Origin of the sequence: Ancylobacter amanitiformis (assembly GCF_030814815.1) — a bacterium.
Classification (GTDB): Bacteria; Pseudomonadota; Alphaproteobacteria; order Rhizobiales; family Xanthobacteraceae; genus Ancylobacter; species Ancylobacter amanitiformis.
On record NZ_JAUSVR010000037.1, the window covers coordinates 1 to 11148 of the forward strand.

15 protein-coding genes are annotated in these 11148 nt (G+C 66.2%); 2 read left to right on the top strand and 13 right to left on the bottom strand.

Annotation, left to right across the window (positions count from 1 at the left end; genetic code table 11):
- Positions 1-416: 416 nt before the first annotated feature.
- The 11 genes from QOZ99_RS22145 to QOZ99_RS22195 form a co-directional block, all read right to left on the bottom strand.
- Complete coding sequence (locus QOZ99_RS22145) at positions 417-863, bottom strand: CopG family transcriptional regulator (protein WP_306892157.1); 447 nt, start codon at positions 861-863, stop codon at positions 417-419.
- A gap of 6 nt (positions 864-869) precedes the next feature.
- The gene (locus QOZ99_RS22150) at positions 870-2867 is read right to left on the bottom strand and encodes a conjugal transfer protein TraG (protein WP_306892158.1); all 1998 of its coding nucleotides are present in this window, start codon (positions 2865-2867) and stop codon (positions 870-872) included.
- A gap of 21 nt (positions 2868-2888) precedes the next feature.
- The gene (locus QOZ99_RS22155; protein WP_306892159.1) at positions 2889-4628 is read right to left on the bottom strand and encodes a relaxase/mobilization nuclease domain-containing protein; all 1740 of its coding nucleotides are present in this window, start codon (positions 4626-4628) and stop codon (positions 2889-2891) included.
- A gap of 243 nt (positions 4629-4871) precedes the next feature.
- The gene (locus QOZ99_RS22160) at positions 4872-5534 is read right to left on the bottom strand and encodes a lytic transglycosylase domain-containing protein (protein WP_306892160.1); all 663 of its coding nucleotides are present in this window, start codon (positions 5532-5534) and stop codon (positions 4872-4874) included.
- A gap of 1 nt (position 5535) precedes the next feature.
- A complete protein-coding gene (locus QOZ99_RS22165; protein WP_306892161.1) occupies positions 5536-6081 on the bottom strand; it encodes a S26 family signal peptidase in 546 nt (181 codons plus the stop codon).
- Positions 6078-6599 carry a DUF2840 domain-containing protein gene (locus QOZ99_RS22170; protein ID WP_306892162.1) on the bottom strand — a complete coding sequence of 174 codons (522 nt, stop codon included), beginning with the start codon at positions 6597-6599 and terminating at the stop codon, positions 6078-6080. The genes QOZ99_RS22165 and QOZ99_RS22170 overlap by 4 nt, the downstream gene beginning before the upstream one ends.
- Positions 6596-6847: a ribbon-helix-helix protein gene (locus QOZ99_RS22175; protein WP_306892164.1), complete on the bottom strand. Its 252-nt coding sequence runs from the start codon at positions 6845-6847 to the stop codon at positions 6596-6598. The genes QOZ99_RS22170 and QOZ99_RS22175 overlap by 4 nt, the downstream gene beginning before the upstream one ends.
- A complete protein-coding gene (gene parA, locus QOZ99_RS22180; protein WP_306892165.1) occupies positions 6844-7497 on the bottom strand; it encodes a ParA family partition ATPase in 654 nt (217 codons plus the stop codon). The genes QOZ99_RS22175 and parA overlap by 4 nt, the downstream gene beginning before the upstream one ends.
- A gap of 211 nt (positions 7498-7708) precedes the next feature.
- Positions 7709-8596 carry a replication initiator protein A gene (locus QOZ99_RS22185; protein ID WP_306892166.1) on the bottom strand — a complete coding sequence of 296 codons (888 nt, stop codon included), beginning with the start codon at positions 8594-8596 and terminating at the stop codon, positions 7709-7711.
- A gap of 9 nt (positions 8597-8605) precedes the next feature.
- Entirely contained in the window at positions 8606-8887 is a 282-nt protein-coding gene (locus QOZ99_RS22190) for a helix-turn-helix transcriptional regulator (RefSeq protein WP_306892167.1), read from the bottom strand.
- A gap of 118 nt (positions 8888-9005) precedes the next feature.
- A complete protein-coding gene (locus QOZ99_RS22195) occupies positions 9006-9338 on the bottom strand; it encodes a DUF2285 domain-containing protein (protein WP_306892168.1) in 333 nt (110 codons plus the stop codon).
- Here QOZ99_RS22195 and QOZ99_RS22200 point away from each other — a divergent pair.
- Positions 9327-9620: a hypothetical protein gene (locus QOZ99_RS22200; protein WP_306892169.1), complete on the top strand. Its 294-nt coding sequence runs from the start codon at positions 9327-9329 to the stop codon at positions 9618-9620. The two genes, QOZ99_RS22195 and QOZ99_RS22200, sit on opposite strands and share 12 nt — an antisense overlap.
- On the opposite strand, the gene QOZ99_RS22360 is transcribed toward QOZ99_RS22200, so the two are convergent.
- Positions 9571-9786, bottom strand: coding sequence for a transcriptional regulator domain-containing protein (locus tag QOZ99_RS22360; RefSeq protein WP_370876917.1), 216 nt, complete (start codon positions 9784-9786; stop codon positions 9571-9573). The genes QOZ99_RS22200 and QOZ99_RS22360 overlap by 50 nt on opposite strands.
- A 107-nt stretch (positions 9787-9893) precedes the next feature.
- Positions 9894-10154: a DNA -binding domain-containing protein gene (locus QOZ99_RS22205; protein WP_306892170.1), complete on the bottom strand. Its 261-nt coding sequence runs from the start codon at positions 10152-10154 to the stop codon at positions 9894-9896.
- Between the two features lie 325 nt (positions 10155-10479).
- On the opposite strand from QOZ99_RS22205, the gene QOZ99_RS22210 reads away from it, so the two are divergent.
- Entirely contained in the window at positions 10480-10755 is a 276-nt protein-coding gene (locus QOZ99_RS22210; protein ID WP_306892171.1) for a helix-turn-helix domain-containing protein, read from the top strand.
- Positions 10756-11148 lie beyond the last annotated feature (393 nt).

The window sequence follows — 11148 nt, forward strand, 5'->3', positions numbered from 1 at the left end:
CGCTATGATCGTTGCGCCCACACCTTCTTCTCAGCCATCTGCATCGCCGCTACCGTCATCTTCTGGCTCGGTAATCAATGAGTCCTGAGCCTAGTTTTCAGGAATTTCCGCCCCGGCAAAAGCCGGCGAGCTTTAACCTCGATGAAATCATGCGGAAGTTCGAAGCCGGGCGAAGTGGACCCAAATAGGCGCTGCGCAATTGGCGATGGGTTGCCACCAAAGACACGGTGTACCGCGCTGTTTCCAGCGACTCGTCCTACATGTCCGCTTTTGGACCGCGTACCCTTTCCGCAGTTGGCGCAAGGTGCCGACGTGCGCCACCTCGCGAATGGCGGCTTTTGGGCCGCGGCCGTTGCCAGATCAATGGCCGAGATGGCGGCGCAAAGCGGACGTCGCTGAAAGGGCAGTCGAGGGGGTCAACTCCGGCCGCCCCCCTCCTTCTCCGCTCCCCCAACATCCTCCACGATCTCCTGCCGCAACTGCGGTCCCTTGGCGAGACGCCGGCCGAGCGCGGTGGTGTAAGCGGAATAGCGCTCGGAGAGCTTGGCCCGCGCGGCCTGGGCGGCGGGTTCGGGCAGAGCGGGGGTGGTGGCTAGCCAGAAGCGGATGAAGGTGGCGAAGGCCTCGGTCGAGATGCCGAGATCGCGCTCCAGTCGCGCGAGACGTCGGTCGATCTGGCCGAGGCGCCGGGCAAGAGCGGCTTCCTGGCGCTCGGCGCTGTCGGGGGACAGGAAGGAGGCGATCGCGGCCTGGGCGATCAGGGACATGGATTGGTCCCGCTGGGCGGCATAGTGGGCCAACAGGTCCATGATGTCGGGCTCGAGATAGACGGAGATCTGCGCTTTCTTCGTGCGACCTGCCATGGCGAATCACAGCTCCATGCCGTCATTAGGATTGAGGCTGACCTGTCGGGCGACGCCTTGCATCAGGCCAGTCATGCGCCGGTTTCGGGTGGCGACGTCCTCCATCTCGTCGTCGCGATCCGCGTCGAACTCGAACTCGAACTCATTCTCGATGGGCTGGCTTTTCTCGACCGGCTTGACGCGGCTGAGCTCGGGCTGATGCCGGTGTTCGGAGCCGGTCGGATCATCGTCTCGACCTTCGTCCGCGGCGCTCCCGCCCGTGCCCTCCTGTGGCCTTGGCAACGGCAGCGCGGTCCAGTCATCGTGTTGGACGGTCGGGCTACGAGAGGGCGTTGGCGTCGGCAGGAGCCGGTCCCGAAACCGCGCATCTTCGTAATAGCGGGCCTTCTTCGCCCGTATCGGCGGGGTGCCGGCGACCATGACGATCTCGTCCGTGGGCGGCAGCTGCATGACCTCGCCGGGGGTGAGCAGCGGGCGGGCGGTTTCCGAGCGAGACACCATGAGATGGCCAAGCCAGGGCGAGAGCCGATGCCCGGCATAGTTCTTCATCGCCTTCATCTCGGTGGCGGTGCCGAGCGCATCGGAGACGCGCTTGGCGGTGCGTTCGTCGTTCGTGGCGAAGCTCACGCGGACATGGCAATTGTCGAGGATTGAGTTGTTCGGCCCATAGGCCTTCTCGATCTGGTTCAGCGACTGGGCGATGAGGAAGGCTTTCAGGCCATAGCCAGCCATGAAGGCGAGCGCCGATTCAAAGAAGTCGAGCCGGCCGAGCGCCGGAAATTCGTCGAGCATGAGCAGCAGACGATGGCGCCCACCCTTCGCCTGCAGGTCTTCCGTGAGGCGCCGACCGATCTGGTTGAGGAGCAGGCGGATCAGCGGCTTGGTGCGGTTGATGTCGGAGGGCGGCACCACGAGGTAGAGCGTCGACGGTCGCTTGCCGCCGACGATATCGGCGATGCGCCAGTCGCAGCGCCGCGTCACCTCGGCAATAACCGGATCGCGGTAGAGGCCGAGGAAGGACATGGCGGTGGAGAGCACGCCCGAGCGCTCATTGTCGGATTTGTTGAGCAGTTCGCGGGCGGCACTGGCGATGACAGGGTGCGGGCCCGCCTCGCCGAGATGGGCGGTCTTCATCATGGCGTCGAGCGTGGTCTCGATCGGTCGCTTCGGATCGGAGAGGAAGGCAGCGACGCCGGCGAGCGTCTTGTCCGCCTCGGCATAGAGCACGTGGAGGATAGCGCCGACCAGCAGCGCGTGGCTGGTCTTCTCCCAGTGGTTTCGCTTTTCCAGCGAGCCTTCGGGGTCCACCAGGATGTCGGCGATGTTCTGGACGTCACGGACTTCCCACTCGCCACGGCGCACTTCCAGCAGCGGATTATAGGCGGCGGACTTGGCGTTGGTCGGGTCGAACAGGAGAACGCGGCCATGCCGGGCGCGGAAACCGGCGGTGAGCTGCCAGTTCTCGCCTTTGATGTCATGGACGATGGCCGAACCCGGCCATGTCAGCAGCGAGGGCACCACCAGGCCGACGCCCTTGCCGGACCGGGTTGGCGCGAAGCACAGCACATGCTCGGGTCCGTCATGACGCAGATAGGCACGGTCGAAGCGGCCGAGCACGACGCCATCGGTGCCAAGCAGACCGGCGGCCCGGACTTCCTCCTTTTCGGCCCAGCGCGCCGAACCATAGGTCTCGACCTTTGAGGCTTCGCGCGCCCGCCAGACCGACAGAGAGATGGCGAACGCGATGGCGAGGAAGCCGCCGGAGGCGGCGATCAGCGCGCCGCGGAAGAACACCTCCGGCGCATAGGCGTCGAAAAAGTACCACCACCAGAAGAAGGCCGGCGGATAGTAGATCGGCAACCCGAGCCACTCGAACCACGGCGCGCCCAGCTGAGTCTGAAAGCCGAGGCTCCAGGCCACATATTGTGTGGCGCCCCAGATGGCCGCGAGCACGATGAGCAGCACGGTGAGGATCTGTCCCCAGAGGATTTTCGTCGCCGACATGGTGATGTTTCCTCTCTCAGGTCAGAGGCCAAGGCCGCGCTTGCGACCGAAGCTCCAGTCGACGCCACCATCATCACGGGCGACGCCGGAGACATGCTTGCCGAGCTGGCGTTCCAGCGAGGGCGACCAGGGCACGAGCTGGAAACCGAGCCCGTCATCGAGCATGGCGAAGCGACCGGACGCGAGGTTGAGGCGCTGGCGATACGTGCCGGCGACATACTCGCCGGTGCCAGCCTTGTTGAACGCCAGGCCGGTCTCGGCGGCGAGCTTCTCGCCGACGGCCTCCAGCTCCCGGCGGCGGAGCGTGTCGATGAGATTGCGGGCGAAGACGACACGCCGTCCCTGTCGTTCGGCCAGGCCCTCGCGGATGAGATGTTCGGCACGCCGTTCAAGCGCCTGGCTCACCTCGGTGCCGAAGCCGCCGTCCGACAGAGCAACGGGGTCACGCGCGATGGCCTGACGGTCGAGCCAGGTGGCGCCGGTGGCCGTGACCTGGTGGGCGAGATCCAGATCGGAGCGCACCGCGAGCGCGACGCGCCGTTTGCCGTGCGCATCGTCGAAGGTGCGCAGTTCGACGATGGCGCCTGGAGCGCCATCGCCGGCTGCATCGAGATCGGGCAGCCGGATGTGATGGGACCGCCCGTCCACGCCATCGACGATGGCATAGGCGGAGCCGTGGAGTTCGTCATCGAGACCACGTGCGACCAGCCGGCCGATCACCGGCACATCGAGGCTCTCGGCGGCGAGGACATAGCCTGCCGTGCCACGCTCGATACCGCGTTCGGTGAGGGCGCGGTGCATCCGCTTGATGATGTCGCCGCGCTCACCCAGCTGACGCAGGGTGGCTTCCGCCTCCGGCTCCACCATCCATTGGGCGTTGCCGATCTCACTGGCGAGGCCGAGCGCCTCGAGCTTCCGGAGCCGCCCGATCTTCAGCGCATGGTGTTCGTCCGGCTGTCGGCCTGGAGCCGGCGCCATGTCGATGATGCCGCTCTCGCGGGTCTCGCGCACGAGCTGCCGATCGAGCTCGGTCCAGCGCTCCGCCTCGATCTGACGCTCCAAACTCCGGCGGATATCGAGCTCGGTGCGCGGGCCGAGTTCCTGGGTGATCAGGTCTCGGGCGCGATCGCGCATGCCCTCTTTGATGTAGTCGCGGGAGATCACGAGGTCCTGGCCATCGTCGCGGCGGCCGCGCACGATCAGATGCACATGGGGATGCTCGGTGTTCCAGTGATCGACGGCAATCCAGTCGAGACCAGTGCCGAGGTCCTTTTCCATCTGCCGGGTGAGGTCTCGGGTGAAGGCGCGTAGGTCTTCCATCTCCAAGGCGTCGTCGGGCGAGACGATGAAGCGGAAATGGTGACGGTCCTCGCGGCAGCGACCACTGAAGGCGTCGACATCCACATTCTCGCTCTCGGGACCGAACAGCTGCGCCTTCTCGCCGTCGCGGGTCACGCCCTCGCGGCGAAGATAGGTGAGGTGTTGGCCGAGCGAGCCCGCACGGGCCGTGTGTCGGACGACCCGCGCCTTGACCACGGCCCCCCGCGAGCGCGGCGTGATCCGGCGGCTGGCCTGAAGGCTGGCGACCTGTCCGCTGCCGAAACGCGAGCGGTCGCCGGTGGCGATCTTGGCCGAACGGGAAACCCCGCCGCCGGCCTTCCGGGCCGCGGCGAGAGCCTGGGCGATGAAAGGTCGGGCCTGCTGGGCGCGGGTCGAGCGGATACGGCCGGGACGGACGCGGAACTCCCGTTCATCGCTCATGGCGAAGCCTCGCAATGTGCGGGAAATCGTTGATGCGGCTCCATTTGCGGCACGCGCAAACCTTGAGGTTCGGCTCCACAAGGTGCCGAGGGCGCGGAAAACACGTGGTGAAACAACACCCCGACCGCTGCGCAATGTGCGCCCTTTTATCCTGCCCTCGTGCGGTCGTGGTTCCTGTCCTGCGCCGTCTTGCTCGCCACGGAACGCCAGAGCCCGACAGCACGCGAAAGCGGGTCCGCCTGCTCATGGCGCCCTCCGCGATGGCAAAGGTGCAACGAACAGCGCGTCCGATCGCGGCGCGAGGAACCCGGAATCGACTGGATTGCTGCGCGCCGGCGGCGTGGCGAACAGCGGCGCGTGGCGCCAGCTTTGCGCCATTGGCTGCACCGGTCCGGTGGCGCCGGCTGCAGACTCCTTGTCGATGATCGGCGCCAAGGCCGCGATGTAATTGCGCGTTTCCGGCGGCAGAAGCGTGCCGGCAAGCGACGCCTCATATCGCGCCGGTCCGGCATTGTAGGCCGCGAGCATGGCGCGGATGCTGCCATAGCGGCCATGGAGCTGGCGCAGATAGGCCGCGCCGGCGAGGATGTTGTCGCGCGGGTCATACGGATCGGCGCCGAGACCGTGATGGATGCGAAGCTCGTCCCAGGTCGCGGGCATGATCTGCATCAGCCCCATGGCACCAACCGATGAGACGGCGCGCGGATCGCCGCCGCTCTCGGCTTGCATGACCGCACGGATCCAGCTGGCCGGAAGCTCGAAGCGCTGCGCAGCCTCGTCGATATGGGCGGCGTAGGACGTGACGGAGTACGCCGCAGTTGGCGTCATAAGTTGCGCGCTGGCAGACCCAGGCGATGCACCGCCGATCAACAGTCCGGATGCGAGAAAGAGCGCAGCGCGACGCATGTCAGCGCACCGCCGCGCGCCAGACGAAGTCACTGTTGCCGGCTTCATCCGTGAGGAGTGGCATCGCACGGCCGATGACGGTGCCGTCTGAAATCGGCCCGAGATACCGTCCGTCGAGACTGTCACCAACGTCCGGGTTCATCAGGAACAGTTCGCCAGCCGCGATACCTCGGCAGCCCCGCCAGACCGGCAGATCGCGCCCCATGCGGTCGCGCGGCAGCGCTTCGCCCAGCGGTACGCCATCGACCGTAATCGCCTCACCGAGGCGGCAGACCTCTTGTCCAGGCAGCCCCATCACGCGCTTCAGCAGCGGTGTGCCTTCGCCGAGATAACCCCGTGCGATGAGGAACGCGGCGAGCGGTCGTGGCGGCATCACTGCCACCAGATCGGTGATCTCGAGATGATCGGCCGGCTCGAGAGAATAGAGCCCGATAGGGACGCTCGCCGAGGCATTCCAGATCAGCTTGAGCGGCGTCGGCACTGTGGCGGCGAGGGCCACGCCGACGCTGGCGACCGTCGTCAGCAGCGCATAAGCGGCGCGGTTCATTGTCCGCATTCCCGCCGCATCAGCCACGCCTGATGGCGCTCCATGCTATAGGCGCGCGGCTCGAAGCCGACACTGATGCGGTGGGCGACATGACCCCAGTGATCGGGCGCGACGGTGGTCGCATCGATGCCTGTCGCCTCGATGGCGTCGATGTGCGGCAGAATTTTCTCGACCTTCGGCCAGCCATCGACCCGCAGCAGGATCTCGCCGCCGGGGCGCACGAAGGGCAGCGTCTGGTAGCCGTCGCCCGGCGTCACGCAGCGCACGATGTCGAGGCGGGAGGCCACAGTGCCGAAGTCGTTCGACGCCCACCGGACAAAGGCGAAGATGCAGCCGGGAGGGAAAGAGAGGATGCGCCGCCGACGATCCAGAACCTGCTCATGTGCGTGATGGCCGATGCGAATCCAGTTCTCGATCCGCTTGTCGAATTGGGTCAGCTCGACATGGGTCAGGGCATCGGATGGGGGACTGGACGCGGAAGCCGTGCTTGCCGCACAGGGTGCAAACGCCGCGCTCATGGCTGGTCTCCAGATTGGGGAGGGAATTCACGCGCGAGGAGATCGCGCAGCATCTCGGCGACGGTGACGCCGCGCCGGAAGGCAGCGACCTTGATCCGCCCGCGCAGGTCGGGCGTCACATCGATGGTGAGGCGCGCGGTGAACGTGGCGCCGGGGCGGTGCTCTGGCGCGACATCCGCCGCCTTGACCCAGTGCTCGGGATCGGCCGGTCGGGAGGCGAAGTCGCGGCGGATCGGGCGTTCGCTCATGGCGCGCGCCTCCCGAGGTCAAGACCATTGATCTCGGCGCAGAGCGCGGCGATCTCGCGCGTGGCCGGCCCGGCATCGTCGCGCTCGAAAACGAGACGTCCGGATTGCGCGGCCGCCGCAAAGGCGATGCGCTGACCGATGGTGCTGGCGAGCACCGGGGGATCGTGGTCGGCGAGCGTCTGCGCAGTTTCTCGGGCGAGAACGGTGCGGGCGCCGCAGCGGTTCAGGACGAACCGGACCAATATCTCCGGGCGGTAGATCCGCGCCTCGCGGATCAGCGCCAGCATCTCGGCCGACGCCCAGCCATCGAAGGGCGAGGGCTGCACGGGGATCAGCACCAAATCGGCGGCGAGCAGGGCCGAGCGCATCAGCCCGGCGACGCGTGGCGGTCCATCGATGACGATGTGATCGGCGTCATGCGCAAGCTCGGGGGCCTCCCGGTGCAGCGTGTCGCGGGCGAGGCCGACGACACCGAACAGCCGCGGCAATCCCTCGCGACTGCGCTGCTGCGACCAGTCGAGGCTGGAGCCTTGCGGATCAGCGTCGATCACCGTGATCCGCTGTCCCTGCCGGGCCCATTGCCCGGCGAGATGCAGCGCCAGCGTCGTCTTGCCGACCCCGCCTTTCTGGTTGAGGAGCGCGACGATCATGGCGCGCTCCGCACCTTCAGCGGGGACGCGCTCGTCGAAGTAGAATGGCGTAGTTCCGTTAGAAGGATTCCGAAGGAATCCAGGTTAGAGAAGTTAGGGGCGCCATAAGTCTCTGATTCAGAAGACTGAATCGTCGATTTTTGTCCCCGATAGCACGAGGATCCGGTCCCTGATGGCACGAGGGTGCTGGTCCCCGATAGCACGAGATGATTCACAGCTTGTCCCCAGATCGGATGGCCGCGAGACGGCGACGGGTTGGCAGGGCAAGGCGTGCAGCGTCGATCTTGACGAAGGAGAGGATGTCGGCACCGTCCGTCTGGCGGTGCATGCCGAGCCGGTAGCCGGGCAGCGCCTGGCGGCCCACGATCGCGCGCAGGTCATAGGCGAAGTGCTTGAGGGGCGAGAGGCTGCCGGATTTGGCGTGGAGGTGAGCGACGTCGAAGCTCCAGCCGTGGTCCTGGTGCCCGCCATGCTTGCGCACCAGGCGGTAGAGCCAGCGCTCCAGCCCGCCCGTCAGCCCGAAATAGGCCCGGTCGATGGTGAGCACGAGCGCGTCGTCGAGCACGGCGCGGTAGAACCACTCTGGCAGGATAAGGTCGACGCCGTCGGGCCGGCCGTTGCGGTCGGTCCGTTCCTGCCATTCATTGATCCAGGAGAAGCGGTGCCGGCGTCCCTCTGCCGGCTGGCGGATGGTGGTCGAGACCGTTGTGGACTGGAGACGGTCGAGCGCGGCCTTGAGGCGCTGATAGTCGCGCAGCGAGGTGCCGCGTCCGACAAAGGTGAGGATCTCATAGGGCGTCGCCGCCATCAGGCGCGAGGTGCGAAGCCCCGCGTCGCGGGCCTCAACGATCTGGCTGGCGGCCCAGATGAGAATATCGGCGTCCCAGATCGTCGCCATGCCGTGATCGGGAACGGCCTCGACCCGGATGGCGATGCTTCCGGTCCGGAAATCGATCGGCGCGACGCGATGGGTCTTGGAGAGGGAGAAGAAGGGATAGGCCATGAGATCCTGCGCATCTCGTGGCGCGAAGTCGCCCGGCAGGGCGCGGAACAGATCGAGCTGCCCGCGCTCCGAGAGGCTGTGATGCCGCGCCGCCATGGGGAGCGGTCAGCGCGCGGCGCGGCCGGCGAACGAACCGGCGGCAAGCGCATGGCGCTTGGCCGGCAGGACGGTGCCGCGCGGATCGGAGGTCGAGGTGACCGCGCCGCGCTCGGTCCAGGCCTGCAGGTCGTCGATCGAATAGACGACACGCCCGCCGAGCTTGCGATAGGCGGGACCGGTGCCATAGGTGCGGTGCTTTTCCAGCGTGCGGGCCGACAGGCTGAGAAACGCGGCGGCTTCCTTGGTGCGCAGATAGCGCGGCGGGAGGGTGGCGAGATCGGGTCGCATGGAGCGGGCCTCGGTGAGCGTGGCGGGGGCCGCCGGAGTGCGGCGGCGGACGGTGACCACGGTGGCGGAGGAGGAATGTCGGGAGGGATGGGGAAGATTGGGGGCTAAAATCCCCACCCTAGCGGGGCGAGGTGTGACGGCGCCGCCGATGCAGGAGCTTGCGGTAATCGCCCTCGATCATGGACCGCGCATCTTCGACGAGCGCGATGACCGTGTCGCGTAGGGAGGACGTCTTCCAGGGCGCGGCCGCGACCCGAGCGGCACCGAACAGGCCGGTGGCAATCTCACGATAGGTGGCGCCCGCACGGTGGCCATCCCCCGCTTGCAGCATGTGCCGCAGGCGCCGGCGCTGCTGGAGTGTGATCCTCCGGTCCGGCGGCACGGCCGCTCTCTGCATATGGGCCCAGAGCCGTACCAGAGCCTCGATACGATCCGGCAGATGCGCGTCCATCCGGACGAGGGCACCGAGGGATGGATCGAGGCGATGGCCTTCTGGCAGCATAACGGTGATCGCGTCGCGGCCCGCGCCGACTATCACACAGCTGGATGCATGCAGGTGATGGTCCGTGCCTTGAGACGTATTACCAGCGGTCAGGCGGCCACAGGCGGTGTCGCACGGCGCGACAAGCGCAATCAGGCCGGGGTCGGTCTCCAGGTCCCAGATGACGGAGGCTTCTCGTGCATCACGTGCGGGATCGATCGGGAAATCGTAGACCCCAGCGGGCTTGCATGAGCGCCGCGAGGGTCCCCCTCTCAGGATCTTCGATCAAACGGAACCTGGCATAGTCCCGCCGATATGCCTCGTTGCGCCGAAGCCATTCCCAGGCGAGCTGTGAGGGCGAGAGAGCATCTACGAAGGCGTAGGCCTCTGATGACTGCCAGGCCGTTTCCAGGACCATCGGGATCCCTTTCGAGCGTGCCGCGATACGCCCGACGATCTCGTCTGAAGGGAGCTTCCGGAAGAAACGCGAGAGACATGGCCTGATGCCCGGCCGGCATCACCCGATCACTTGTCGGGTCGACGCAGGAGTTCCTGATATCCTTGCGCCGACATCCAGCGCGCCCGGGTCAGATGGGCTGCGTGGACACGCCGGGCATGTTCCGGCGCGGTGAGCGGGTCCAGGCCGAACAGCAGCGCGACAACTTCCTTCCAGTCGGCGCCCGCCGCTTCCGCATCGAGCAGCCGCAGATAGAGCACGGCATTACTACGATCATAGTCGGTGACGGTCGGCGAATCGGGCGGCGTATCGTGGAAGGCTCGGGTCATGGCGAGCGTCGCTCTTCATCGTGATGAGCGAGAGACTAGGCCGAACAAGTGGTGGGACGGCAGGCCGTGGAGCGGCATCATGTGATGAGTCCACGGCATCGCGGGAGCGTGCCCAGATGCGTACGCCCGCACGTGATCGGCGGCCGGTTAGACGGGTAGCACTCTGTGCTACTCTCAGAACAATCGAAGCCGCCGGCATCGAGTTCATTCCCGAGAATGGTGGCGGGGCTGGCGTTCGCTTCAGGACGCCATCGCGCAAAGCAGATTAGTCGTTACATATTATAGTTGATAAACTTGATCGTCGGAATCCGCGACCGCTTGCGCCATGGACATGCGCAAGCTGGTCGGCCGCAATCTCGCGCGCCTGCGTCAGGCTCAGAAGCTGACTCAGGAGGAGCTTGCCATGCGTTCGGGGTTCAGCCAGCAATATCTGTCCGACGTTGAGCGCGGCCTCAAGAATCCGACGATCATCACACTGTACGAGATCGCGCTGGCCCTGAGCGTGAGCCATGTGGCGCTCGTCGAGCCGGACGGCATGGCGGAGGAGACGGCGCCACAGCCTAAGCGAAGGCGCGCCGCAGGGACGAGCCGGATCAAGTGACACGAACGGAATGTGCGGAGATCACGTTCGGTCGGCGCACCGGTGGCCTGGCGATGTCCTCAGTTCCCGGGCGACGGACAGAAGTCGGGTCGGAGCCGGGTTGGGATTCGAGCGTGACCAGACGGCACGAAGCGGCAATCCCTGTCCTGTGAGAGGACGGCAGGTGACCGGTGCATGAGATGACACGGAAACGGTCGTCAGGGTCAGGCTCTGTCCAAGCGCGACCAGTTGCAGAAGGTTTGTCTCCCGTGCGAGCGGCTCAACCGAGAAGTAAACGGTAGGCACGTGGGCCAAGAGGTCTAGGCTCAGGACCTATTAATCTGCCTTGAGTTGTGATTCACAGTCTCCCTTGAGGAGGCTGGCATGGGTGATTTGTTCCTGCTGAGCGAGCGT